General features: G+C 71.7%; 27 protein-coding genes and 1 pseudogene. 12 read left to right on the top strand and 16 right to left on the bottom strand.

What is annotated here, in order from left to right:
- Positions 1–121 precede the first annotated feature (121 nt).
- Positions 122–601, bottom strand: a complete 480-nt coding sequence (locus tag QNH85_RS15675) for a hypothetical protein (protein WP_282947888.1) — start codon at positions 599–601, stop codon at positions 122–124.
- A 125-nt stretch (positions 602–726) separates the two neighbouring features.
- Between QNH85_RS15675 and QNH85_RS15670 the strand changes: the two genes are divergently transcribed.
- Positions 727–1,782 (top strand): DUF3644 domain-containing protein, encoded by a 1,056-nt coding sequence (locus QNH85_RS15670; RefSeq protein ID WP_282947887.1) that lies wholly within the window; start codon positions 727–729, stop codon positions 1,780–1,782.
- 357 nt (positions 1,783–2,139) lie between these two features.
- Here the strand turns inward: QNH85_RS15670 and QNH85_RS15665 are convergent, their stop codons facing one another.
- Positions 2,140–2,733, bottom strand: a complete 594-nt coding sequence (locus QNH85_RS15665; protein WP_282947885.1) for a hypothetical protein — start codon at positions 2,731–2,733, stop codon at positions 2,140–2,142.
- Between the two features lie 148 nt (positions 2,734–2,881).
- On the opposite strand from QNH85_RS15665, the gene QNH85_RS15660 reads away from it, so the two are divergent.
- Entirely contained in the window at positions 2,882–3,910 is a 1,029-nt protein-coding gene (locus QNH85_RS15660; protein WP_282947884.1) for a hypothetical protein, read from the top strand.
- A 4-nt stretch (positions 3,911–3,914) separates the two neighbouring features.
- Here the strand turns inward: QNH85_RS15660 and QNH85_RS15655 are convergent, their stop codons facing one another.
- Positions 3,915–4,250 carry a hypothetical protein gene (locus QNH85_RS15655; RefSeq protein WP_282947882.1) on the bottom strand — a complete coding sequence of 112 codons (336 nt, stop codon included), beginning with the start codon at positions 4,248–4,250 and terminating at the stop codon, positions 3,915–3,917.
- An 89-nt stretch (positions 4,251–4,339) separates the two neighbouring features.
- Here QNH85_RS15655 and QNH85_RS15650 point away from each other — a divergent pair, with 89 nt between their 5' ends.
- The 6 genes and pseudogenes from QNH85_RS15650 to QNH85_RS15625 all read left to right on the top strand — a co-directional run bounded on the left by QNH85_RS15650 (position 4,340) and on the right by QNH85_RS15625 (position 10,512).
- The gene (locus QNH85_RS15650) at positions 4,340–4,666 is read left to right on the top strand and encodes a hypothetical protein (RefSeq protein WP_282947881.1); all 327 of its coding nucleotides are present in this window, start codon (positions 4,340–4,342) and stop codon (positions 4,664–4,666) included.
- Positions 4,667–4,983: 317 nt separating this feature from the next.
- Positions 4,984–5,898, top strand: a pseudogene (gene trxB / locus QNH85_RS15645) (thioredoxin-disulfide reductase); the annotation flags it as partial.
- A gap of 153 nt (positions 5,899–6,051) precedes the next feature.
- The gene (gene arsB / locus QNH85_RS15640; protein WP_282947948.1) at positions 6,052–7,161 is read left to right on the top strand and encodes an ACR3 family arsenite efflux transporter; all 1,110 of its coding nucleotides are present in this window, start codon (positions 6,052–6,054) and stop codon (positions 7,159–7,161) included.
- The gene (locus tag QNH85_RS15635) at positions 7,158–8,177 is read left to right on the top strand and encodes a metalloregulator ArsR/SmtB family transcription factor (RefSeq protein ID WP_282947880.1); all 1,020 of its coding nucleotides are present in this window, start codon (positions 7,158–7,160) and stop codon (positions 8,175–8,177) included. Before arsB ends, QNH85_RS15635 begins: the two co-directional genes overlap by 4 nt.
- A gap of 18 nt (positions 8,178–8,195) precedes the next feature.
- Complete coding sequence (locus tag QNH85_RS15630) at positions 8,196–8,618, top strand: arsenate reductase ArsC (RefSeq protein ID WP_282947878.1); 423 nt, start codon at positions 8,196–8,198, stop codon at positions 8,616–8,618.
- Between the two features lie 85 nt (positions 8,619–8,703).
- The gene (locus QNH85_RS15625) at positions 8,704–10,512 is read left to right on the top strand and encodes an FAD-dependent oxidoreductase (RefSeq protein ID WP_346016331.1); all 1,809 of its coding nucleotides are present in this window, start codon (positions 8,704–8,706) and stop codon (positions 10,510–10,512) included.
- A 70-nt stretch (positions 10,513–10,582) separates the two neighbouring features.
- On the opposite strand, the gene QNH85_RS15615 is transcribed toward QNH85_RS15625, so the two are convergent.
- Both QNH85_RS15615 and arsM read right to left on the bottom strand, forming a co-directional pair.
- Positions 10,583–10,780: a hypothetical protein gene (locus tag QNH85_RS15615; RefSeq protein WP_282947876.1), complete on the bottom strand. Its 198-nt coding sequence runs from the start codon at positions 10,778–10,780 to the stop codon at positions 10,583–10,585.
- Positions 10,780–11,544, bottom strand: a complete 765-nt coding sequence (gene arsM, locus QNH85_RS15610) for an arsenite methyltransferase (protein ID WP_282947875.1) — start codon at positions 11,542–11,544, stop codon at positions 10,780–10,782. Before arsM ends, QNH85_RS15615 begins: the two co-directional genes overlap by 1 nt.
- A 102-nt stretch (positions 11,545–11,646) precedes the next feature.
- Between arsM and QNH85_RS15605 the strand changes: the two genes are divergently transcribed.
- Together QNH85_RS15605 and QNH85_RS15600 are read left to right on the top strand one after the other, a co-directional pair.
- Positions 11,647–12,021, top strand: a complete 375-nt coding sequence (locus QNH85_RS15605) for an ArsR/SmtB family transcription factor (protein WP_282947874.1) — start codon at positions 11,647–11,649, stop codon at positions 12,019–12,021.
- A 32-nt stretch (positions 12,022–12,053) separates the two neighbouring features.
- Positions 12,054–12,530: a GNAT family N-acetyltransferase gene (locus QNH85_RS15600; RefSeq protein WP_282947946.1), complete on the top strand. Its 477-nt coding sequence runs from the start codon at positions 12,054–12,056 to the stop codon at positions 12,528–12,530.
- A 31-nt stretch (positions 12,531–12,561) separates the two neighbouring features.
- Here QNH85_RS15600 and QNH85_RS15595 read toward each other — a convergent pair whose 3' ends face one another.
- From QNH85_RS15595 to QNH85_RS15545, 11 genes are all read right to left on the bottom strand, one after another.
- Complete coding sequence (locus QNH85_RS15595; RefSeq protein WP_282947872.1) at positions 12,562–13,167, bottom strand: cadmium resistance transporter; 606 nt, start codon at positions 13,165–13,167, stop codon at positions 12,562–12,564.
- On the bottom strand, positions 13,161–13,535 hold the full coding sequence (locus QNH85_RS15590) for an ArsR/SmtB family transcription factor (protein ID WP_213281879.1): 375 nt from the start codon (positions 13,533–13,535) through the stop codon (positions 13,161–13,163). The genes QNH85_RS15595 and QNH85_RS15590 overlap by 7 nt, the downstream gene beginning before the upstream one ends.
- Before the next feature lie 87 nt (positions 13,536–13,622).
- Positions 13,623–14,006, bottom strand: coding sequence for a flagellar basal body-associated FliL family protein (locus QNH85_RS15585; protein WP_282947868.1), 384 nt, complete (start codon positions 14,004–14,006; stop codon positions 13,623–13,625).
- Between the two features lie 244 nt (positions 14,007–14,250).
- The gene (locus tag QNH85_RS15580; protein WP_282947867.1) at positions 14,251–14,934 is read right to left on the bottom strand and encodes a copper resistance CopC family protein; all 684 of its coding nucleotides are present in this window, start codon (positions 14,932–14,934) and stop codon (positions 14,251–14,253) included.
- A gap of 70 nt (positions 14,935–15,004) precedes the next feature.
- Positions 15,005–15,976, bottom strand: a complete 972-nt coding sequence (locus QNH85_RS15575; protein WP_213281882.1) for a cytochrome c oxidase assembly protein — start codon at positions 15,974–15,976, stop codon at positions 15,005–15,007.
- 10 nt (positions 15,977–15,986) lie between these two features.
- Complete coding sequence (locus QNH85_RS15570) at positions 15,987–17,342, bottom strand: M23 family metallopeptidase (RefSeq protein ID WP_213281883.1); 1,356 nt, start codon at positions 17,340–17,342, stop codon at positions 15,987–15,989.
- Positions 17,343–17,431: 89 nt separating this feature from the next.
- Entirely contained in the window at positions 17,432–18,553 is a 1,122-nt protein-coding gene (locus QNH85_RS15565; protein WP_213281884.1) for a HAMP domain-containing sensor histidine kinase, read from the bottom strand.
- The gene (locus QNH85_RS15560; protein WP_213281885.1) at positions 18,550–19,251 is read right to left on the bottom strand and encodes a response regulator transcription factor; all 702 of its coding nucleotides are present in this window, start codon (positions 19,249–19,251) and stop codon (positions 18,550–18,552) included. Before QNH85_RS15560 ends, QNH85_RS15565 begins: the two co-directional genes overlap by 4 nt.
- A 74-nt stretch (positions 19,252–19,325) precedes the next feature.
- Positions 19,326–19,823 carry a methyltransferase family protein gene (locus QNH85_RS15555; RefSeq protein ID WP_213281886.1) on the bottom strand — a complete coding sequence of 166 codons (498 nt, stop codon included), beginning with the start codon at positions 19,821–19,823 and terminating at the stop codon, positions 19,326–19,328.
- Entirely contained in the window at positions 19,820–20,740 is a 921-nt protein-coding gene (locus QNH85_RS15550; protein ID WP_213281887.1) for a cation diffusion facilitator family transporter, read from the bottom strand. Before QNH85_RS15550 ends, QNH85_RS15555 begins: the two co-directional genes overlap by 4 nt.
- On the bottom strand, positions 20,737–21,111 hold the full coding sequence (locus QNH85_RS15545; protein ID WP_282947944.1) for an ArsR/SmtB family transcription factor: 375 nt from the start codon (positions 21,109–21,111) through the stop codon (positions 20,737–20,739). Before QNH85_RS15545 ends, QNH85_RS15550 begins: the two co-directional genes overlap by 4 nt.
- 119 nt (positions 21,112–21,230) lie before the next feature.
- Here QNH85_RS15545 and QNH85_RS15540 point away from each other — a divergent pair, with 119 nt between their 5' ends.
- Both QNH85_RS15540 and QNH85_RS15535 read left to right on the top strand, forming a co-directional pair.
- Positions 21,231–21,932, top strand: a complete 702-nt coding sequence (locus QNH85_RS15540; RefSeq protein ID WP_213281888.1) for a DsbA family protein — start codon at positions 21,231–21,233, stop codon at positions 21,930–21,932.
- Positions 21,929–22,564, top strand: a complete 636-nt coding sequence (locus QNH85_RS15535) for a vitamin K epoxide reductase family protein (protein ID WP_282947861.1) — start codon at positions 21,929–21,931, stop codon at positions 22,562–22,564. The genes QNH85_RS15540 and QNH85_RS15535 overlap by 4 nt, the downstream gene beginning before the upstream one ends.
- Positions 22,565–22,616 lie beyond the last annotated feature (52 nt).

Here is a 22,616-nt window from a genome sequence, read left to right as displayed (position 1 = left end):
GCCTCACTCAGACTGCGGTCACACCGGCGCAGAACGCCGAGGCCATCGAGTAGCGAACGCCCGCCGCCTCTTGAGGGAACGTAAGTCCCGCGTCATCGTTCGGCAGGGTGAGAGCGTCCTGCTACAAACAGATGCGACATGGCACAAACGGAACGATGGACGACTTGGCGCGTGCGCTGTTGGGGTTCGCGAGTCGGAGCGTGCGGCAACCAGCCCGGTGGGCGTGTCGCGATGAAGTCCGCACGTAGGGGCCCAGCGCGCCGACTCCCGGTCGGGGACTGACCGAGCCTTCGCCACCAGGTGCCGCGCGACGCCGCTCGCTCGCGAGCCGTTTACCGACAGCCATCGCGTACGCGAACCGCCCGCTCGGCCCGACGTGAAGCGCTCGTCGGGCAACGCCGACGCACTCCTCGGGATCCTCGATCTCGATCGAGTACTCGAGCAGCTCAGCTACTCGCACCCGCCAGGCCGGTGGCAGCTGTATTGGTGTTGTGGCGTCGTCCCAGGCGAACCACGCCGAGGCGAAAGCGTCCGCCGACGCCACCTGGGGCGCGAACTTGAGTTCGGCGAGGATGGCGCCGAGGGACTCGGGATCGGGCACATGATCATCATGGCTCAGCGCATTGGTCCAAGAGGAGCGGTCCGCCGCAGGTCGCGCACTCATCTCGGACGTCCGAGAGGGTGAAGTCCTCACCCGCACTGGCTTGCGGCGCCTAAGGTGGCCGAATGGCACCCCGACCGCGCTGGTGGCACATGCTCCAAGCATCCAAGAACGAAGCACGGCTTGCCGTCGACCTGTACAACCGCTCGGGACAGGAACGTCAACTCGAGGCGTTCGTCGTTCACATGAACTTGGCGTGGCTCAAACTCCTCCAGGCGTCCGCCGAGAAGAACGGCGGCGACCTCTACATCCGCGACGCACGTGGCCGACGGGTTCGCCATGCCGAGGACGGCGACTGGAAGCACCGGCCGCTGAGCTCACTGCTCAACGACCGGTTCGACCAGCACGACCCGGTACGCCGGAACATCGAGTTCTTCGTGGCCATTCGCAACCGGATCGAGCATCGGTACGAGAGGGACATCGCCTCCCTCGTCGCCGGCAAGACTCAATCGCTGCTCCTCAACTACGAGAACGCAGTGGTGCATGACTTCGGGACCGACGAGGGGCTCGCACAGGAACTCCGCTTCCCCCTCTTCATGTCCGTGCTGACCGACTCCGCAATCGAGGCGGCGAAGCGCGTGCGCAGCCGTGTTCCCAAGTCGGTCCTCGAGTGGGTACAGGACTTCGAGACAGGGCTACAGCCTGAAACCCTCGCCGACCAGCAGTTCGAGTTCCGGGTGTACCTGGTCCCGCACACTGGTCCACGGTCGACAGCCGACGCGAGCATGAGCTTCATCCGGGCGGACGAACTAAGTCCGGAGCAGTCGGATGCGCTCGACCGCTTCCAGACGATCATCCGCGAGAAGAACGTTCCGGTCGAGGACCTTGGCAAGCTGCTTCCGAAGGAAGTGATGGAGAAGGTCAATGCCCGGGTCGGGGTGAACTTCACCATGCACGCCCACACGCAGGCGTGGAGGTACTTCGATGTCCGGCCTCCGGCTGGCAGCGTCAATCCCGCGCGGACCAAGCCCCAGTTCTGCCACTACAACGCTGCCTTCGGTGGCTACGCGTACACGCCCGCGTGGGTCGACTATCTCGTGCGCAAGGTCAGCGATCCATCGACGTACGCCGACATTCTCGCGTGGCAGCCATCTACCGAGAGCCCGCAGCAGCGTCCGTGATCAACGACGCCGCGGACTCGCCCTCAGCTTTGGTTGCATCAGACACACCTTGCAGGGGACCTGCTTGGCGCACTGCTGTGCGTCCGTCCTGGGCGGGTGGCTGCTCGCACGGCTGACACGCCACTGGCTGACGCCCGCGCTCGCCCGCATCGCCGGGCTGTCGCCGACGTTGCAGGCAGCAGCGGTGCGAGCGACGCGGTGGTTCCTGATGCTGCTCGGGTTCGGGATCGGGCTGACGCCCCCAGGCCGAGTCCATCGCCGTCAGGGCGGGGTCGGTGCTCGACGTGTCCAGCCACGCCCGGACCTGCCCGACCGCTGCAGCGAGCGGCCGCGTGAGCCGCTGCTGATGCGTGACTCCTACGGGCCCAGCTCCTTCCGAGCCTCGTCTCGCGCACTGCGCAGCTCTCGGAGCGCATCGGAGCGCGTTCGGGCCCGCCAGCCGTCTGGGTCGGCCACTGGGTCTGGGATCAGCGCCCCTCCACCCTTGGTCCAGTCGGGGGTCACGGCTGCAACTGCGTCGACGAACACTGAGTACACCTCGAACACGTCACCAGCGAGCTGCCGAAAGTAGGAACCGTCAACGGTGAACTCGGAGGCGTCGTCGGGGCGCTTGGGTATGCGCCTTGCCCCGAAGTGAACGACGTACTTGCTCGCGACGTCCCACACCTCACCGAGCCGGGCCGTCGCCGCGTTTTCCGGGGCTGCCCAGGTGATACCGAAGTCCGCGGGGCCAAAGTCCCCGCCCTTCGTCGTTCGAACGAGAAACTCGGCGAGCAACCGGACGTGCACGTAGAAGGCGTCGAGCATGCAGCGCGCCGTCCGGAACTCCGAGGAGTCCAAGGCCTCGTCGTAGTGGGCCGCGATCTCGGCGACCATGCGCACCGAGTAGCCCACGTGACGGGCGCGGACGACTGTGGGGTCGAGTTGGAGCCGCGTGAAGCTGTCGGGCATGCAACCCATGATCGAGCACGCGGCGGACCCTCGTACGCGACTGGCGGGACACTTCGCCGAGGAGCATCAGGACGGAGCGTCGACCCTCGGCGCGAGCGGCGCTGCGCGCCTTCCCCGGGTACAACGCCGAGGGAACGAGACTGGTCACGTGAGCGACTCTGTCCCGCCCTCGCCTTGGTGGGGTGTTCCCCAGCCGGCTCCATCGCAGGCACGCTTGGTCGTGTCGACGCGAACGTTGAGCGGGGCGATCGAGGAGGCCCTGATCCACACGTTCACGCGGTCCGCATTGGAGGTCGTCCTCGCCGACGAACTCCGCTTGACGTGGCGCGACGGGGAGCAGGCACCGGCGGAGGCGGAGAGCAAGCGCGACGTCGTGCGCGGGTACATCGCTGGGTGGTCCGCCCCCGAGATGGTGGCCTTCGCAAGCCGCCTCGCTGCGGAGGTCCCGATCTCGGCCCACCTCGTCGACCCGCTGCGCGAGCTCATCGCGGAGTACGAGCGAGGCGGCGGTGTCGGCGGCCCAACGAAGAACCTCATCTTCGCGGCGAACGGCCCCAAGCCGGAGATCGTCCTACGCGACGCGGTCAACAACGACATCGAGATCGTCGCGAACGCGGACTATTGCCTCGTGTACGCCGAGCCGATCCCGCCGGAGGGCCTGAGCTTCGCGCACCTGATCCGGTGGTGGCGCGATCGCGATGCGATACCGCCGGATGTCACCGACCGCGAGGTCGGCCTGCGCCTGCACAACCGCTTCCTCGAGTCCTTGGACAGCCCGCCCGAGCGTGTGCTGTTCGAGGCGTACGCCAGGCGGTACAAGACGTCCTTCGACATCCCCGCACTCATCCCGCAGGTGTACCTGCACTACGACCCGTACGACCAGCGCATGCGGCGGGCGCTCAAGAGTCCGGCGCCGCTCGCGCGGCAGCGTATGGACTTTTTGCTGCTGTTCACCGACCGACGGCGGGTCGTGATCGAGGTCGACGGCAAGCAGCACTACGCGGACGGCACGACGGCAAGCCCATCGCGCTACGCGGCGATGGTCTCCGAAGACCGACGGCTGCGCCTCGCCGGCTACGAGGTCTACCGCTTCGGCGGCCAGGAGCTGACCGGAGCTCCTGCAAGCAGGGCCATGGTGGAGAGCTTCTTCGAGCAACTCACCCAACGCATGTCGTAGGGCCCTAACGCAGACGACGATCCACAGATCGCGCCGATGGCGGATGATCTAACGCATGAGAGGCCTCGCCAGCCCATCTCAGCATCACGGCCGGGCCTTCGGTCGCCACGACCGCGGGCGTCGAAGCGGCGACACCGTCGGACTGCGCGGTCCCGCTGTCCGACTCGGCGGCGGCCCGGCGCATCGACCAGTGCGCGAACCCCGCACCCGCGAGCGCCAGCAGAGCCAGGAACGGCCCGACCGCGGGGATCGTCGCCAGCGCCGCGGCGATCAGGACCACGAGGACCCACAATGCTCCGACGGCGCATCCGCGTCCGCTGCCGCTGTCTACCGTTGCCACGCGGAGGACCGTACCGACGCCGAGCCCGTTCCCGTGTGACCGCGCCGTGCAGCTGCTTCAGATGCCGTCGGGCGGGTGAGGAGGACGACGTGACCGAGTACCGCGCTACCGTGCGAGTAGAACTCGTGGATGACATGCCCACGTTCGCCGAGGTGGTCCTCGAGTCGACAGACCGAGCGATCAGGTACGCGACGTGGCCCGCGGACAACTCGGCGATGACATCGCTCGACGGCGCCGCCCAACGGTCGGTGGAGTCACTCGCCGCACGGGCATCGCGCCTTGGCGAGGAGATCCTCCAAGAAGCGGGCATGGACCTGCGGGGACGCTGGCAGTTCGACCGAGAGACGATCCCGGCGAACGACGGCGGCACCTGCGGATCGGTCGAACTCAGCACACTCGTCTCGGGAGAACCCTGAGCCCGTACGGCCCGCCCGGGCTTGCAGGCAGCGACGCGCGTATGGCCGTTCGGAGCTGCCATGCGGGTCCATACAACGTGCTACTCGGCTCGTTGCGTGGTCGGGGCACGCGAACCGGCAGGCGCTCACGTCGCGCGAAGCCGTCGAGGCGGTCTGCAGGACGCGACCGTCCAGACAGTGTTCGGACGAACAGACGCGCGGACGAGCCGCCCCCGCTCGAGTTCCTGCGCAGTGACGAGGACCGCTGATTCGCCAGCGGCGGTGGTCCCACGACGCGCCCGTAGCACGCTTGCATCGACGTATGTCAACATAGAGACATGTCAAAGCAAGCCGCCCTCAGGGACATCGTCATCGTCGGTTCCGGACCCGCCGGGTACACCGCCGCGATCTACGCGGCGCGCGCGGGCCTGTCCCCCTGCGTGGTGGCAGGCTCCGTCACCGCGGGCGGTGCGCTGATGAACACCACCGACGTGGAGAACTTCCCCGGCTTCCCCGACGGGATCCTGGGCCCGGACCTGATGGACAACCTGCAGAAGCAGGCCGAGCGGTTCGGCGCCGAGGTCCTGTGGGACGACGCCGTCTCCCTCGACCTGGCCGGCCCGGTCAAGACCGTCGTGACCGGCGGCGGCGAGACCATCCGCGCCCGCGCGGTGATCCTGTCCAACGGCTCCGCGTACCGCGAGCTCGGCCTGGAGGACGAGAAGCGGCTCTCGGGCCGGGGCGTGTCCTGGTGCGCGACCTGCGACGGGTTCTTCTTCAAGGACCAGGACATCATCGTGGTCGGCGGCGGCGACTCCGCCGTCGAGGAGGCCACGTTCCTGACCCGGTTCGGCAAGTCCGTGACGATGGTGCACCGCCGTGACGAGCTGCGGGCGTCCAAGATCATGGCCGACCGCGCCAAGAACGACCCGAAGATCCAGTTCGCGTGGAACTCCGAGGTCGTCGGCATCCACGGCCAGGACAAGGTCACGGGCGTGACGCTGCGCGACACGATCACCGGTGAGACCCGCGAGCACGACGCGACCGGCATCTTCGTCGCGATCGGCCACGTCCCGCGCACCGAGCTGCTGGTCGGGCAGGTCGACCTGGACGAGAACGGCTACATCGTCGTCGAGGGCCGGTCCACCCGGACCAACCTGCCGGGCGTGTTCGCGGCCGGCGACGCCGTCGACCACACCTACCGCCAGGCGATCACGGCGGCCGGCTCCGGCTGCGCCCCCCCGCTCGACGCCCCGCATTACCTCGCCGCGCCCCCCGCCGGCGCCCCCGCCCCCCCCGCCGCGAGCCCCCCGGCCGGGAGGCCGCACGGTCGACGCCGCCGACGCGCTGAGCGCCCAGGGTGCCGACACCGCGGCCGCAGCGGCGGTGGCGGTGGCGGTGGCACGGTGAGCGCGCAGACCCCCGACCTGACCGCGACGCGCGGTCGGCTGTCGACGCTCGACCGGTGGCTGCCGGCGTGGATCGGCCTCGCCATGGTGGCGGGCCTCGCGCTGGGCCGGTTCATCCCGGCGCTGGGCGAGGCGCTGGCCGACCTCGAGGTCGGCGGGATCTCCCTGCCGATCGCGCTGGGTCTGCTGGTGATGATGTACCCGGTGCTGGCCAAGGTGCGCTACGACCGGGTCGCCGCGGTGACCGGCGACAAGCGGCTGCTGGTCAGCTCGCTCGCGCTGAACTGGGTCGTCGGGCCCGCGCTGATGTTCGCGCTCGCCTGGGTGTTCCTGCCCGACCTGCCGGAGTACCGGACCGGGCTGATCATCGTCGGCCTGGCCCGGTGCATCGCGATGGTCGTGATCTGGAACGACCTGGCGTGCGGTGACCGCGAGGCCGCCGCCGTCCTGGTCGCGATCAACTCGGTGTTCCAGGTCGTGGCGTTCTCGCTGCTCGGCTGGTTCTACCTGACCGTGCTGCCCGGCTGGCTGGGCCTCGACTCCGCCGGGCTCGATGTGTCGATCGGGCAGATCGCGGTCAACGTCCTGGTGTTCCTCGGCGTCCCGCTCGCCGCCGGGTTCGCGTCGCGGTGGATCGGCGAGCGCACCCGCGGCCGCGACTGGTACGAGGAGCGGTTCATCCCGCGCATCGGCCCCTGGGCGCTGTACGGGTTGCTGTTCACCATCGTGCTGCTCTTCGCCCTGCAGGGGGACGCCGTGACGTCCCGCCCGCTCGACGTGGCGCGGATCGCCCTGCCCCTGCTCGTGTACTTCGCCGTGATGTGGGGCGTCGGCATGCTGACCGGCCGGGGCCTGGGGCTCGGGTACGCACGCTCGACCACGCTGGCGTTCACCGCGGCGGGCAACAACTTCGAGCTCGCGATCGCCGTCGCCATCGGCACGTTCGGCGCCACCTCCGGGCAGGCGCTCGCCGGTGTCGTCGGCCCGCTGATCGAGGTCCCGGTCCTGGTCGGGCTGGTCTACGTCTCGTTGTGGGCCGGCCGACGTTGGTTCACCGACACCGCTCGTCCCGTTCCCGCCGCCGCACCGCAGGAGGTTCGCTCATGACCGCCACGACTCCCACCGCCCCGCCCGTCGACGAGGCGTGCCAGCCGTCCCCTGCCGACCACGCGATGGGCCTGGACGCCGCGACCCAGGTGGCCGGCACCCTCAAGGCCCTGGGCGACCCGCTGCGGCTGCGGATGCTCTCGCTCATCGCGACGTCGCCGTCCGGCGAGGCGTGCGTGTGCGACCTGGCCACGGTCGCCGAGGTCTCCCAGCCGACGGTCTCCCACCACCTCAAGCTGCTCAAAGACGTCGGCCTGCTCACCTCCGAGCGGCGCGGCACTTGGGTCTACTACCGGGTGCAGCCCGCCCTGCGCGGCGCGGTCACGACCCTGCTGGACTCGTTCGCGCCGGTGGCGGCCGAGGCGGCGCACCTCTCACCCCTCACGGGCCTGACCGACGCCGAGACCGCCCTGGCACGGATCGCGGACCGGCTGGTCGCCGCGTTCCCCGACCGCGACCCCGCGGCGGTCCTGACGGTGGTCCGCGAGTCCTACACCGGCCTGGCCCGGTCCTCGGCGGTCCGCTCGCACCTCGTGGTGAACACCGAGCGGTTCGCCCGGCAGCGCCTGGCCGATGCCGAGCGGGCGATCACGTCCGCCGCCGCCCACCGCCCGCAGGTGCTGTTCGTCTGCGTCGCCAACGCCGGCCGCTCCCAGCTCGCCGCCGCGCTGCTGCACCACTACGCCGGCGACGCCGTGGTCGTCCGCTCGGCCGGTTCCGCGCCCGCCGGTGAGGTCCACCCCGGGGTGCAGCCGCTGCTGGCCGAGCTGTCCGCCGACGCCGAGGCGTTCCCCAAGCCCCTCACCGACGACGCCGTCCGGGCAGCGGACGTGGTCATCACCATGGGCTGCGGCGACACCTGCCCGATCCTGCCCGGCAAGCGCTATGAGGACTGGGTCGTCGGCGACCCCGCCCTGGCCTCCGAGACCGGTGTGCGTGCTATCCGCGACGAGATCGACCGCCGCGTGCGTGCCCTGCTCGCCGACCTGCTGCCCGACCTCCACGTTCCCGCCTGATCCCCTGAGGAGAACCCGATGAGCGAGACCACGAAGCCCTCCGCCCTGTTCGTCTGCGTGCACAACGCCGGCCGCTCCCAGATGGCCGCCGGCTACCTGCGGCACCTGTCCGGCGGCGCCGTCGAGGTCCGCTCCGCCGGGTCGATGCCCGCCGAGCAGATCAACCCGGTCGCCGTGGAGGCGATGCTCGAGGAGGGCATCGACATCCGCACCGAGCGACCCAAGGTGCTCACCACCGACGCCGTCCAGGCCTCCGACGTGGTCATCACCATGGGCTGCGGCGACGTCTGCCCGATCTTCCCCGGCAAGCGCTACGAGGACTGGGCCCTGGAGGACCCGGCCGGCCAGGGCATCGAGTCCGTGCGCCCGATCCGCGACGAGATCCGCCGCCGCATCGAGGTCCTGCTCGGCGAGCTCGGCGTCGAGCCCGTCACCGCCTGACTCGGCCCGGCCGCCGTGCGGCCACCCGCGGTTCATCCGGCACCCGTTGACTGGCCGCACCACCCACGCCCGGAAGGGGCCATCCATGCACGTGGTCGTCGTCGGCGGTTCGGACGCCGGGATCAGCGCGGCGCTGCGCGCACGCGAGCTCGACCCGCAGGCCGAGGTGACCGTCGTGGTCGCCGACGCCTACCCGAACTACTCGATCTGCGGGATCCCGTACTACATCTCAGGTGACGTGCCGGACTGGCGCGACCTGGCGCACCGCACCCGCGAGCAGCTCGAGGGTGCGGGGATCGACCTGCTGCTGGACACCGTCGCCACCCGGATCGATGCCGAGGGGCGACGGCTCCAGGTGCTCGGCGCCGACGGTGGCGAGCGCTGGCTGGACTACGATGCCCTCGTCGTGGGGACCGGCGCGGTCCCGGTCCGCCCGCCGATCGACGGCCTGGACGTCCTGGGCGCCGCGGACGGGGTGCACCTGCTGCACACCATGGGCGACACCTTCGCCCTGACGGACTCGCTCGACGCAGCCGCGGTGCGGTCGGCGCTGATCGTCGGCGCGGGGTACGTCGGCGTGGAGATGGCGGAGGGCCTCACCGCCCGCGGCATCCGCGTCACGCAGGTGGAGGCGCTGCCCGAGGTGCTGCCGACGGTGGACCCCGAGCTCGGCGCGCTCATCCGGGCCGAGCTGGTCCGCAACGGCGTGGAGGTCCGCACCGCGACCACCGTCACGCGCGTGCAGCGATCGACGGATGGTGGCGCGCGGCTGCACGTGGCGGCCACCGGCCCGGACGGGGACACGTCCTGGGACGTCGACCTGGTGCTCGTGGTGGTCGGCGTGCGGCCGGACACGGGCCTGCTGGTCGGCGCCGGAGCCGCGACCGGCCCGCGGGGTGCGGTGCTCGTCGACTCGGACATGTCGACCGGACTGCCGCAGGTCTGGGCCGCCGGCGACTGCGTGGTCACCCATCACCGGGTGCTCGGCACCAGCTACTTGCCGCTGGGCACCACCGCCCACAAGCAGGGGCGGGTCGCCGGGGAGAACGCCGTCGGCGGCCGGGCGCGCTTCGCCGGCAGCGTCGGCACGCAGGTCGTCAAGGTGTTCGACCTGGTCGCGGCCCGCACGGGCCTGCGGGAACACGAGGCGACCGCCGCCGGGTTCACCCCGGCGACCACGGCCAGCGCGCCGGACGACCACAAGCGGTACTACCCGGGCGCGGCACCGATCCACATCCGAGTCACGGGCGACGCGACTACGGGCCGCCTGCTCGGCGCCCAGCTCGTCGGGACCCGCGCGACCCAGACCGCCAAGCGGGTGGACACGTTCGCCACGGCGCTGTTCCACGAGATGGACGTCGCCGGCATGGCCGACCTGGACCTGGCCTACACCCCGCCGCTCGGGTCACCCTGGGACGCGGTACAGGTCGCGTCGCAGGCGTGGGTCGCTGAGCACCGGGTCGACGCCGAGCGCGCCTCGCTCGGGCGCGACGCCGCCCCCCGGAAGCCGGCGGTGCTGTTCGTCTGCGTGCACAACGCCGGTCGGTCCCAGCTGGCCGCGGGGTTGGCCGCGGCGTACGCCGGGGACCGCGTGACCGTGCTGTCCGCAGGAACCGAACCGGACGAGGCGGTGTCCTCGACGGTGCTCGAGTCGCTCGACGAGCTCGGCATCGACCGCCGCGATCAGACTCCCCGCCTGATCACCGCCGAGATCGCCGCGCAGGCCGACGTCATCGTCGCGCTCAAGCCGGGACTGGACCTTCCCGACCACCCGCACGTCGAGACCTGGTCGCTCCCGGACCCGGCAGGGTGGACCCTCGACGGCATCCGCGGACTGCGGGACCACATCGACCAGCGGGTCCGCAGCCTGGTCGACAAGCTGCTGACCGACTGACGCGACGACGGCGGCGCACCCCTCGGGGTCCGCCGCCGTCGATCCAGGGCCCTACCTGCACCGCGCGACGTCACGCCGGGCAGCAGACCGCCGCAGGGGTCGCACCGGCTCGCACGCGTGCCCGGAGCCGTTCGACCGCGTCGCGCAGGCGGTGGACCGCCCGGACGACGCAGCCCGGGCAGTCCTGCGCGGCGCGGCGCAGCTCGAGCTGCCGCACCAGCTCCCGCTCGTCCTGCCGGTAGATCGTCAGGTACACCTCGGGGTCCATCACGCCTGCTCGGGTGCGGGCTTGCGGGCACGCACGATCGCACCGTGCATCCCGTCGGCGACGGCGTGCGTGAACTGGACCTCGGCGTCCACGAAGCCCGCCTCCGCGAGGCCCTCGAGGTACTCCGTCCGGGACAGCGCCCCCGCGATGCAGCCGACGTACGAGCCGCGCTCGGCGCGCTCCTCGGGCGTCAGGTGGTCCTCGGCGACCACGTCGGAGATGCCCACGCGCCCACCGGGCACCAGCACCCGGAACGCCTCGGACAGCACCGCGGGCTTGTCGGTCGACAGGTTGACCACGCAGTTGGAGATCACGACGTCCACCGCGGCGTCGTCGAGCGGGAGGTCCTCGATCGTGCCCTGGCGGAACTCGACGTTGGTCGCGCCCGCCTTCGCCGCGTTCGCGCGGGCCAGGTCGAGCATCTCGTCGGTCATGTCGACGCCGTAGGCGAAGCCCGTGGCACCGACCCGGCGCGCGGACAGCAGCACGTCGATCCCGCCACCGGACCCGAGGTCCAGGACGCGCTCGCCCTCGCGCAGCTCGGCCACCATCAGCGGGTTCCCGCAGCCGAGCGAGGCGGCCAGGGCCTCCGCCGGCACCGATGCCGCGTCCTCGGCGCCGTACAGCGTCGCCCCGAACCGCTCGTCGATCACCAGGTCCTGCGGCCCGCAGTCGCCACCGCCGCAGCAGCCGGCGTCACCGCCGCCCTGCACCGCCGCCAGCGCGTACCGGGACCGCACCTGCTCACGAATGTCCTGCACCATCACTCCTCCAAGGGATCGATCGCCGTCGATGTGACGAGACTGACGCAGACATCGACGGCTGTCAACATCGACAACGATCGATGCCTGAGCGAGGATGTCGTCATGGCTCTGGATCTGCTCCCCGTGAGCGCCCCCGCGTCGACCGTCTGCTGCAGCCCGGTCACCGGCACCACGATGTCCGCCGAGGACGCCGACCGGACCGCCCGGACGCTGAAGGCGCTGGCCGACCCGGCGCGCCTGCGGCTGCTGTCGATCATCGCGGCGCACGACGGCGGCGAGGCCTGCGTCTGCGACCTCACCGAGCCGGTCGGGTTGTCCCAGCCGACCGTGTCGCACCACCTCAAGGTGCTCACCGAGGCCGGCTTCGTGACCCGCGAGAAGCGCGGGGTGTGGGCGTACTTCACGATCGTCCCGGGCGCCGTGGACGAGCTCACCCGGCACCTCGCAGGGCACCTGTCCGGAACGGCGACCGCGTGACGGCGACAGGCACGGACGTGCGGCTCGCACCGATGACCGAGGCGTACGCCGACGACGTCCTGCGCATCTACGGGCACGGCATCGCGTCGGGCGTGGCGACGTTCCAGTCGGACGTGCCGACCTGGACGGAGTTCGACGCCGGCCACCTCCCCGAGCACCGCCTCGTCGCGCTCGGCGAGGACGACGCGGTGCTCGGGTGGGTCGCCGTGTCCCCGGTGTCCGGGCGGTGCGTGTACTCGGGCGTGGTCGAGCACTCGGTGTACGTGGACCCCGCCGCGCGCGGACGCGGCGTCGGCAGGACGCTCCTCGAGGCGCTCCTGGTGTCGGCCCGGGACGGGGGCGTGTGGACCGTGCAGTCGGGGGTCTTCCCGCAGAACACCGCGAGCCTCGCCCTGCACGCGGCCGCCGGGTTCCGGGTGGTCGGGACCCGCGAACGGCTCGGGTTCATGAGCCACGGCCCGCTCGCCGGGTCGTGGCTCGACGTCGTGCTGCTCGAGAAGCGGCTGTAGGTCGGCGGCCTCGACCTCCGGTCCCACGGTCTCAGGCGGTCCCGAGGAGGTGCCCGATGGTTCCGGACTCGACGAGGATGAACACACCGAGGCCGATGAACACCACCGGGACGAGCCAGTGCTCGACGCGCTCCAGCGCCTCCGTCACCGCTTCCCGGGTTCCGACGAGGCGGGCGATCAGGCACCAGACCGCGACCAGGACGAGGAACACGATGATCGTGGTGATCGCGTCGCTGGTCGTCATCGTGCGGAACACCGGCGTGTAGATCGCGATGTTGTCACCGCCGTTGGCGATCGTGATGCCGGCGACTCCGAGCAGTCCGACGGCCCGTAGAGCGGACTCGGCCTCGTCGTCGTCGCGACCGCGCAGCGTGCGCACCAGCGCCACCACGCCGAGGGCCAGCGGGATGAGCCCCAGCAGGCCCACCCACTCGTCCGGGATGACGGTCAAGCCGAGCGCGGCCAGGAAGCTGGCCGCGACCAGGGCGATGAAGCCCAGGTACTGCCCCGCGACGATCTGCCAGCTGCGCATCCGGGTGCCACGTGCAGCGGCGGCGAACAGGATGGTGAGGACGACGATGTCGTCGAGGTTGGTGGCGATGAACAGGCCGGCCGCCGCGGCGATCGTGCTCAGCATGCGTCCTGCTCCTGCGCGTCGTCGCCGTAGGTCGAGCACAGGGCGACGGCGTTGCCCGTCGCGGCGAGCAGGACCTCGGCGGCGGCGAGCATGTCCAGCAGCTCGGGGTGCGCCAGGGAGTAGTGCACGCGCCGCCCGTCCATGCGGCCGGCGACCAGACCGCACTCGCGCAGGCAGGTCACGTGGGAGGACACCGTGGACTGCGCGAGCCCCAGGTCGTGGGTCAGCTCGGCGACCCGGGCCTCGCCGGTCGCCAGGCGGCGCACGATCGCGAGCCGGGCCGGGTCCGCCAGGGAACGGAAGAGGGCGACACCCGGGGCGATGCCTTGCGTGGAAGCGGCGGCGCGCTCGCTACTCTTGATCGACATGCGTCGATGATAACCGATGCGCATCGATCAAAAACAAGCGAGGGTGAGTCTCCGGCGGCCCGACACCGGTCTCGGGTCCCGAGTGGGTCACTGGTACACGTAGTTCGTGAAGTACACGGCGACGACCTCGCCCTCGTACGCCTCCTCCAGTTGCGCGGCGAGCTCGGACTTTAGTGCTTCGCGCCCCTCGGGTGTGCTGATCTCCGAGACCGGTCGCTGGGAGAACAGAGCGATCGCCCGGTCGAGAGCCTTCGACGGGTCCACGTCCTCCTCGACCTCCAGGGTCAGCTGCAGACCGAGACCGAGCCGCAGGTAGCGACCGTCTGCCAGGTTGATGCTGACGGGCTCGACGGTCTGGACCGCGCCGAGCTCGACCTCCGGTTCCGGTGCGGCTTCGGCACTCTCGGCCGGGCGCAGGAGGAACCAGGCGGCCGCGCCGAGCACGAGCACCGCGGCGATCGCGACGAGCACCGCCCGCCGTGTCTTCCGCGGCGCGGGCGCCGGGGCCGGTGCCGCACCCGCGTCGGGCGATGCCCCTGCCCCCGGCCGCTGTCCCCCGATCTTCTGCGACCCGCCGATGATCCGCTGTTCCGCCACGTCCGTCTCCTCGCTGCTCCCGACGCGCGATGCTCCGCGCGTGCAGGGACCGGATCGGCCGACGTCGGTCCGGCGGGAGGTGCGCGGCGATGAAGATCCGGCTAAGGACCGGGAGCGCTCAGGCAGGTTCGTCCGTGTCCGACGGGGCGCCGTCGCCGGCGGCTCGCCTGCGCAGCCGCAGCGCGAGCACGGTGAGCCCGGCCGCCGCGACGACGATCGCCACCAGGACGACCACGGAGGTCGGCCCCCACTGCCAGGACATGGGGGCGTCGGACGCGTCGAGCGCGGCTGCTGACGGCGTGCTTGTCTGAGCGGGGGCGGGCGGGGCCAGGTCCGCACCGGCCGGGGGCCCCGGGTGGGTCGGTGCCAGGTCGGGCTCGGTCGTCTGAGCCGATCCGGTGCCGTCGGTGGCCGTGAACGCCAGCTCGCCGGACAGCGGGTGCCCGTCGGCGGACGTGACGCGCCACTGGACGCTGTACGCGCCGGCGAGGCGATCCGCCCCGAGGGGCTGGGACACGGTGACGTCGGTGACGGTGGTCGCACCCTCGCTGACCGTCGACCCGTCGGGGCCGATCACGACGATCTCGGTGCCCAGGGACTGCGGAGGCTCGTTGAAGGACAACGTGACGCTGTCCGGGGCGACGTCGACGGTCGAGCCGTCGGCGGGATCGGACCCGGTCATCCCCGAGTGCGCCGAGGCCGGCGCCGCGGCCAGAGCGAGGGCGCCCAGGGCGATCAGCGAGACCAGTGCGGCGCGGGCGGGCAGAGGAGGCCGTCCGGTGTTCGTGGGGGTCTGGGTCATCGTGAGCCTTCCGGGTGATGCGTGGCTGCGCGCAGCGGGTTCGGCGTGGTGGGCGTGCTGGATGGGTCGATCAGGTCAGGTCGCGCCTGTCGCGGTCGGCGAGGCCTGAGAGGTAGGCGTTGTACGCGTCGAGCTCGACGTCGCCGTCGCGGTCCGCGCGCCGGTCACGCTGGAGTGCGCTGCGCGCCTCGTCGCGGTGCCAGCGGGACAGGACGATGAGCAGGACGATCAGCGTCGGCAGCTCGCCGTAGGACCACGCGAGCGCACCGGCGACCTCCTGGTCGCCGATCAGGTCGACGCCCCATCGCTCCGGCGGGTGCCCGAAGGCGGCCACGAGCGGGGTCGTGGCCATCATCACCACGACGCCGAAGAAGGCGTGGAGCGGCATCTCCACCGCGACGTCCAGGGCGCGCGCGGCGTGGCCCTGCCGGCGTGGCAGGGGATCCCGCGAGAGCACCGGGGCGGCGAACAGCACCCCGGCCACCAGGAGTGTCACCTCGAGCCCGGTGTGCCCGGCCCACGTCGTCAGCAGCGCGGTCGCGGCACCGGTCAGGTACAGCCCGTAGAAGGCGAGCAGGAACAGCGGCACCGTGACGGCCGGGTGCAGCGCGGCAGCCGCGACGCGTGAGCGCAGCGTCGATCGCGCGACCACCAGGACGGCTCGTCCGAGCCCGTGGTGCGGGACCGCGTGCAGCAGGAGCGTCCCGGGGCGCCCGAGAACCAGCAGCGGTGCGATGACCATCATCAGGGTGAGCTGCTGGAACATGAACACCGAGAACATCTCGTAGCCGTACCCCTCGATGCCGGTTCCGGTGAGAACCAGGAGCACCGCACAGCCACCGAGGAAGGCCGCGCTTCTGCCGACCGGCCAGCGGCGGCCCCGCCGCTGCATCCGGACCACGCCCGCGACGTAGAGGACCGCGAGCACGGCGGCGATCGAGGGGAGCAGCGGCACGGGTTGGAACCACGGCGAGAGGTACGCGGCGAGCGACGGCGCAGCGGTGGGCAGCTGCACCGGGCCCGGGAAGTCCGCGGGGAGCATCAGCGGCGGGTCACCGCCCGAGCAGCGGGGCGGGGTTCACGGTCGAGCCGTTGACGTAGACCTCGAAGTGCAGGTGGCACGCACCGGACAGGCCGGTGTTGCCGGAGTAGCCGATGAGGTCGCCCTGGCGTACCTGCTGGCCGGCCGAGACGGTGGACCGGGTCATGTGGTTGGAGCTGCTCATCATCGGCTGCCCGTTGACGGTGCCGTAGTTCAACATGACCTGGTTGCCGAAGCCGGTGCGCCACTGGGCCCACTGGACCGTCGCGTCACGTGGCGCGTAGAGCGGGGTGTTGCAGTAGGTCCGCAGGTCGATCCCGGCGTGCAGGCGCGTGTAGCCGAGGATCGGGTGCAGCCGCATGCCGTAGCTGGACGTCACGTACATCGGGCTGATCGAGGTCGGGTTGGCGAAGATCGCGCCGGACCCGGTGGACGGCGCGGGCGGGGCGGGCGGCGCGCCCGGGCCAGGAGCGGCAGGCCGGGCCGCGGCGGCGGCCTCGGCCTGCCGCCGCTGCTCGGCGATGATCCCCGCCAGCTCGCTCTCCAAGGCGCTGCGCTCACGCTCGGCCTGAGCCTGCTCGGCCTCCGCCTGGGACTTCATCCCGGCCAGCCGCTGCTGCGTGGTGCGTTGCTCGGTGATCAGCCGCTCGATCTCCTGCTCCCGGGTCGCGGCGGCAGCCCGGGCGGCGTCGGCGCGCACCACCTCGGCCTCGGCCTCCGCCTTGAGGTCGGCGATGCGGTCGGTGACGGCGCCCAGCCGGGCCTCGGCGTTGCGGGCGTCCCCGGTGAGGTTCGCGAGCTCCTGGAGCATCTCCTCTTGCGCGCGCTGCGCGGTCGCGGCGGCCTGGTAGCGGCGGTTGAAGTCCTCGAGGTTTTCGGCGTCGAGGACGACGGCGAGCGGGGAGACGTCACCACCGCTCTGATACGCCCTGCGGGCGAGCTGCCCGACGCTGGCGCGCACGTCCTGGCTCCGGGCGAAGGATTCGGCAACGTCCGCCGTGATGCTCTCCTGCTGCTCGGTGGCGTCGATCAACCGGGCCTCGACGAGCGCCGCCCGGCGCTCGGCGCCGGCGAGCTCGTCCTGCGCCGCGCGCAGCTCGGCCTGCGCGGCAGGCAGGCGCGCCTCGGTGGCCGCGAGGTCGGCGACGGCCTGGCCGAGCTCGGCCGACAGCCCCTCGACCGATGCCTGCAGGTCCTCCGAGCGCTGCTGGGCGGCGTCCGCGCGCTGCTGGGTCGACTGCCGGCGGTCGTCGAGGTCGTCGGCGGCTCCGGTGGCCGGTGTGGCAGCCAGCACGACAGCTCCGAGGACGAGCGTCACGGCGAGACGTCGCGGCGTGCGGCGGGTGCGGGAGGAGGGCGAGCGCATGCGGGTGTCCTGTCGTGGTGCGGGGCGCAGCCACGCTAAGACGGTGCCGAGGATGTTCCTGGGTGCCCGTGCGGGTCTTCAGCGTTCCTTCATCTGGCACTGCGCCCGACGGGGAGCCGCACGGTGAACGTCGCACCCTGGTCCCGGCCGCCGCTGACCGCTTCCAGGGTGCCGTCGTGCGCCTCGACGAAGGCCTTGCTCACGGTGAGGCCGATGCCCGATCCGCCGTGGTCGCGGTCGCGGGCGGAGTCCGCGCGGTAGAACCGGTCGAACACGTGGGACAGGTGTTCGGCAGCGATGCCGTCGCCGGCGTCGTGGACGGCGAGCGTGACCGCGTCGCGCTCGGCCCGCACACGGAGCACGACGGTCGCGCCGCTGACGCTGTGCCGCAGTGCGTTGTCGAGCAGGTTCGCCAGCACCTGACCGATGCGGTCACGGTCGACCGACACCGGCGGGGTGCGCGGTGCCGCGTCGACCTGCAGCAGGACACCCTTGGCGGAGTAGGCGGGGTTCGCCGCCGCGGCAGCAGCCCGCGCGAGATCCTCGGGAGCAGCGTCGGCGAGGCGCAGCGGGAGCCTGCGTTCCTCGGCGAGCGAGACGGCAGTGACGTCCTCGGCGAGCCGGCTCAGCCGGTTCACCTGGTCGCGCAGCACCTGCAGCGTGTCCGCGTCGGGGGCGCGCACCCCGTCGTCGATCGAGTCGACGTACGCGGTCAGCGTCGCCAGCGGCGTCCGCATCTCGTGCGCGAGGTCGGCCAGCAGGCGCCTGCGCGTCGAGTCGACGTGCTCGAGGCGCTCGGACATCGCGTTCATCGTGGTCGCGAGCTCGTCGAACTCCGCGCCGAGGCCCGGGACCGGCACCCGCTGGTCGTAGCGGCCTCGGGCGACGTTGCCGGCCACCACGACGATCGGCCGCAGGGACCGGGTCACCCGCCCGGCGATCCACACGCTCAACACGGTCGAGACCAGCAGCGCCAGCAGCAGCGCGGCGGCCAGGGAGAAGCTCCCGGCGGTGCCGAACGCAGCCTCGGCGTGCTCCGTGGCGTCGTTCGGGTGGTTGCCGTGGTGCTGCAGCAGGTTGTCGTGGAAGATGCCCGGCCCGATCAGCCACGCGACCGCACCAGCGGTCAGGACGGTGACGAGGGTGACCGCCGACAGGGCGACGGCCAGACGCAGCGCGACGCCCCACCGCTGCCAGGGCGGACGGCTCATCCCTGCCCCAGCTGGTAGCCGATGCCGCGCACCGTGCGCACGAACCGCCCCGTCGCGGCGTCGTCCCCGAGCTTGCGGCGCAGGTGCAGCACGTGCACGTCGATCAGGCTCTCGTCGCCGAACCAGTTCTCCCCGCGCAGCGCCTCGATCAACGCCCGCCGGGGCATCGCGGTGCCGGCGTTCTCGATCAGGCAGGCCAGCAGGTCGAACTCGGTCGGCGTCAGGTCGACCGGCTCGCCCTCGAGCACGGCCTGCCGGCTCCGCAGGTCGACGGTCAGAGCGCCGACGTCCCTGGTGGGTGGGGCCAGGGGGCCGGGCGTCCGCGCGCGACGCAGCAGCGTGCGGACCCGGGCCAGCAGCTCACGCGGCCGGAACGGCTTGGTCATGTAGTCGTCCGCGCCCGAGCGCAGCCCCTGCAGGACCTCCGCCTCGTCGGCGCGGGCGGTGAGCATGACGACGTACGCGTCGGAGAACTCCCGCAGGCGCCGGCACACCTCGATGCCGTCGACGGTGGGCAGGCCCAGGTCGAGCACCACGACGTGCGGAGCGGTGGAACGGGCCGCCTCCAGCGCGCGGGCTCCGTCGCCCACCACCTCGACGTCGTAGCCGTCCGCCCGCAGGTAGTCCGCGATGACCGCGGCGAGCACGCGCTCGTCCTCGACGACCAGGACGCGCACGGGGTCGGTCTCGGTGGCCATGCCCCACGGTCCCACGAGCGGCCGCCTGGTTCCCGATGCCGCAGCCGCACCCTGCCGCGCCCTTCATCGGATCTTCATCGCCCGATGAGCGCTGCCCCGACCACGCGGACGGACCGTGCGTCGACCCAGCGAGGCACCTGTGAGCGGTACCGGGCGTACGCGCCACCGAAGCGCTCCGTCAACGCCTGCTCCTCCGCCGCGATCTGCCCGACCGAGAGCACCGCGACGAACGCCGCGACCGGCGCCACCGCGCCTGGCGACCGCCGGGCCACCGCATGAGCGAGCAGGGCCCCCGCCATCCCGAGGTACATCGGGTTCCGGCTGACCTGGTTGGCGCCGGTGAGCACCAACGCGGTCGCCCTCGTGGGTGCCACCGGGTCGACGGTCGTGCGGGCACGCCGGAACTGCACGAGCGCGTCGCCCAGCAGCCAGCCCGCGGTGACCGCGACGGGTGCGCCGGCGACGAGCGAGCCCGCCGACGGTCGCGCACCGCGGGCGAGCGCCAGCTGGACGCCGAACGCGGCCACGGCGAGCACGGCCGGCGGGACCGCCGTGGCGGTCCGCCGGTTCACGCGTGCCCCAGGTGCTCGTGCGTGCGGTGCGATGCCGGTTCTATCTGGAACGTCGAGTGCTCCACGGAGATCGGGAAGTGGCTCGTCAGGCAGTCCTGGAGCTGGTCGAGGATCCGCGCGGTGTGACCGTCGGAGAAGCACTCGTCGTCGACCGTGACGTGCGCGGTGATCACGGGCAGCCCGGTCGCCACGAGCGACGCGTGCAGGTCGTGCACGGCCCGCACGTGCTCCACACCGAGGAGGTGCTCGCGCACGGCGTCCAGGTCGAGCCCTCGCGGGGTGGACTCGAGGAGCACGGCGCTGGTCTCCAGCAGGAGCTTGATCGCGCGCGGAACGATCAGCGCCCCGATCAGCAGGCCGGCGACCGCATCCGCCTGCTGCCAGCCGGTGGTCGCGATGACGATCGCCGCGACGATCACGCCGACCGAGCCCAGAGCGTCGTTCAGCACCTCCAGGAACGCAGCACGCAGGTTGAAGTTCGCGGACCTGCCACCGGCCAGCACCGCGATCGCGGTGACGTTCGCGACCAGGCCGATGATGCCGAACACGACCAGCTCGGTGGAGGGCACCTCCGGGGGGTCGAACAGCCGCTGCACGCCCTCGATCAGCACGTAGCCGCCGACCGCGAGCAGGACCGCGGACTGGGCCAGGGCCCCGAGCACCTCCGCCCGCCGGTAGCCCCACGTCCGCCGGGACGTCGCCGGCTTGAGCGACAGGTGCGCCGCGACCAGTGCCATCGCCAGACCGGCGGCGTCGGTCAGCATGTGCGCCGTGTCGACGAGCAGCGCGAGGCTGCCTGTCATCAGCGCACCCACCGCCTGCGCCACCAGCACCGTGGAGGTCAGGCCGAACGCGATCGCCAGCCGGCGCCGGTGGTCGCCGCCGCCCGCGGGCGCGTGACCGTGGTCGTGGCTCATCGGGCACCTCCCGCGACGTGCCCGCACGCATCCGGGCGCGACCCGCCCTGCAGGAGACCTTCCGCCGCCCCGACCAGGGTCGCGAGCCGGCCGGGGTCGGCGATGGCGTAGAGGGAGGACCGCCCCCGCTGCCGGGTGGTGACCAGACCGCAGTCCCGCAAGCAGGCGAGGTGCACGCTGACGGTGCTCTGCGCCAGCCCGAGGTGGTCGGTGAGCTCGCGCACCGAGTGCTCACCGGTGAACAGGTGCCGCAGCATCGTGAGCCGTGCCGGCTCGCCGAGCGCACGGAACAGAGCGGCAGTGGGCGCTGTCAGCGCCGCGTCGTCGACCGGGGGCGACTGGTTATCATCATCGTCGCGTGTGGATGTCATCGTCACGCACCGATGATAGATCGGGCGGGTCGGGCTGCGACAGCCCCCGCTGCCTTCTTCATCGAATCTCCATCTCCGTCGGCGGATGGGCCGTCCGCGCTCGCTTAGCGTGCGATGCCATGAAGACCGACGCCGCCAACCGCCCGCGCCCGCTCGACCCCCGGGTGCGCAGCGCCCTGATCGCGGGCGCACTCGTGGTGCTGTCGATCACGGGACTGCTGGTCTACGCCCTGGCCACCGGCCCCCGCGGACTGGTGCCGCAGCAGGACGACGGCGCCCTCCCGGCGACACGGACCAGTTCGCACGTGCTCGACGACGCCGGCCCGGACGCACCGACCCTCGTGGAGTTCATGGACTTCGAGTGCGAGGCGTGCGGCGCCTTCTACCCGGTCGTTGAGCAGATCCGCGAGCAGTACGCCGGGCAGATCAACTACGTGATCCGCTACTTCCCCATCGAGAGCCACGCCAACGCGATGAACGCCGCGCTGGCCGTGGAGGCCGCGGCGCAGCAGGGTCAGATCGAGGACATGTACCACCGCATGTTCGAGACCCAGACGCAGTGGGGCGAGCAGCAGGCCTCTCAGGCGGATCTGTTCCGTACGTTCGCCGAGGACCTGGACCTGGACCTCGCCGCCTACGACGAGGCCGTCGCCGACCCGGCGACCCTCGAGCGCGTCCAGCAGGACCTGGACGACGGGCAGGCGCTCGGCGTGCAGGGAACGCCGACGTTCTTCCTCGACGGGCAGCGCCTGGAGCTCAGCAGCGTGTCCGACCTGACCGACGCCCTCGACGACGCCCTGAACCAGGCGGGCGGCGCGTGACCGCTGTCGCCGCGACCGCGAGCACGGTCCTGTTCGAGAGCCGTACGGCTGAGCGCCGCCGCGCCCTGGTGCTCGCTGCGCTCGCCGCTGCGGGCCTGGCGGCCGCCATCGCCCTGCTCCTGGAGCGGTTCGCGGTCCTCGAGGACCCCGCCCACGTACCGAGCTGCACGCTGAACCCGGTCCTGTCGTGCACCTCGGTGATGGCGTCCGAGCAGGCCTCCGTCTTCGGGTTCCCCAACCCGCTGATCGGGGTCGTGGGGTTCACCGTGGTCCTCACAGCGGCAGCGAGCATGCTCAGCGGCGCCCGGTTCGGTGAGTGGTTCTGGGTGGGGCTGCAGGTCGGCGTCACGTTCGGCGTGGTCTTCGTGCACTGGCTCGCGTTCCAGAGCCTCTACCGCATCGGCGCGCTCTGCCCCTACTGCCTCGTGGTGTGGGCGGTGATGATCCCGGTGTTCCTGTCCGTGACCCTGCGCAACCTCCAGCGGTGGCAGCTCTCGCTACCGGTGCCGGCGCGCGCGGTGCTCTCGGTGGCGCTCGACTACCGCTCGACCCTCCTGACCTGCTGGTACCTGGCCATCACCCTCCTCGCGCTCCTGCGGTTCTGGTCCTACTGGTCCACCCTGCTCCCGTGAGACACGTCCAGCACCTTCCCGTTGGTACAGCGACCGCTGTACTGTTCAGCAC

This window comes from Cellulomonas endometrii (assembly GCF_949769265.1).
GTDB lineage: Bacteria > Actinomycetota > Actinomycetes > Actinomycetales > Cellulomonadaceae > Cellulomonas > Cellulomonas endometrii.
This window is presented reverse-complemented; position numbering and strand designations above follow the sequence as displayed.

Excerpts from the sequence above, each read along its gene's own strand:
- QNH85_RS15605 (WP_282947874.1), top strand. The coding sequence starts at position 11,647 with ATGGCTCTGGATCTGCTCCCCGTGAGCGCCCCCGCGTCGACCGTCTGC.
- QNH85_RS15630 (WP_282947878.1), top strand. The coding sequence starts at position 8,196 with ATGAGCGAGACCACGAAGCCCTCCGCCCTGTTCGTCTGCGTGCACAAC.
- arsM (WP_282947875.1), bottom strand. The coding sequence starts at position 11,544 with ATGGTGCAGGACATTCGTGAGCAGGTGCGGTCCCGGTACGCGCTGGCG.
- QNH85_RS15615 (WP_282947876.1), bottom strand. The coding sequence starts at position 10,780 with ATGGACCCCGAGGTGTACCTGACGATCTACCGGCAGGACGAGCGGGAG.
- QNH85_RS15600 (WP_282947946.1), top strand. The coding sequence starts at position 12,054 with ATGACCGAGGCGTACGCCGACGACGTCCTGCGCATCTACGGGCACGGC.
- QNH85_RS15550 (WP_213281887.1), bottom strand. The coding sequence starts at position 20,740 with ATGAGCCACGACCACGGTCACGCGCCCGCGGGCGGCGGCGACCACCGG.
- QNH85_RS15590 (WP_213281879.1), bottom strand. The coding sequence starts at position 13,535 with ATGTCGATCAAGAGTAGCGAGCGCGCCGCCGCTTCCACGCAAGGCATC.
- QNH85_RS15670 (WP_282947887.1), top strand. The coding sequence starts at position 727 with ATGGCACCCCGACCGCGCTGGTGGCACATGCTCCAAGCATCCAAGAAC.
- QNH85_RS15580 (WP_282947867.1), bottom strand. The coding sequence starts at position 14,934 with ATGACCCAGACCCCCACGAACACCGGACGGCCTCCTCTGCCCGCCCGC.
- QNH85_RS15545 (WP_282947944.1), bottom strand. The coding sequence starts at position 21,111 with ATGACATCCACACGCGACGATGATGATAACCAGTCGCCCCCGGTCGAC.
- QNH85_RS15595 (WP_282947872.1), bottom strand. The coding sequence starts at position 13,167 with ATGCTGAGCACGATCGCCGCGGCGGCCGGCCTGTTCATCGCCACCAAC.
- QNH85_RS15560 (WP_213281885.1), bottom strand. The coding sequence starts at position 19,251 with ATGGCCACCGAGACCGACCCCGTGCGCGTCCTGGTCGTCGAGGACGAG.
- QNH85_RS15625 (WP_346016331.1), top strand. The coding sequence starts at position 8,704 with ATGCACGTGGTCGTCGTCGGCGGTTCGGACGCCGGGATCAGCGCGGCG.
- QNH85_RS15540 (WP_213281888.1), top strand. The coding sequence starts at position 21,231 with ATGAAGACCGACGCCGCCAACCGCCCGCGCCCGCTCGACCCCCGGGTG.
- QNH85_RS15570 (WP_213281883.1), bottom strand. The coding sequence starts at position 17,342 with ATGCGCTCGCCCTCCTCCCGCACCCGCCGCACGCCGCGACGTCTCGCC.
- QNH85_RS15565 (WP_213281884.1), bottom strand. The coding sequence starts at position 18,553 with ATGAGCCGTCCGCCCTGGCAGCGGTGGGGCGTCGCGCTGCGTCTGGCC.
- QNH85_RS15665 (WP_282947885.1), bottom strand. The coding sequence starts at position 2,733 with ATGCCCGACAGCTTCACGCGGCTCCAACTCGACCCCACAGTCGTCCGC.
- QNH85_RS15575 (WP_213281882.1), bottom strand. The coding sequence starts at position 15,976 with ATGCTCCCCGCGGACTTCCCGGGCCCGGTGCAGCTGCCCACCGCTGCG.
- QNH85_RS15635 (WP_282947880.1), top strand. The coding sequence starts at position 7,158 with ATGACCGCCACGACTCCCACCGCCCCGCCCGTCGACGAGGCGTGCCAG.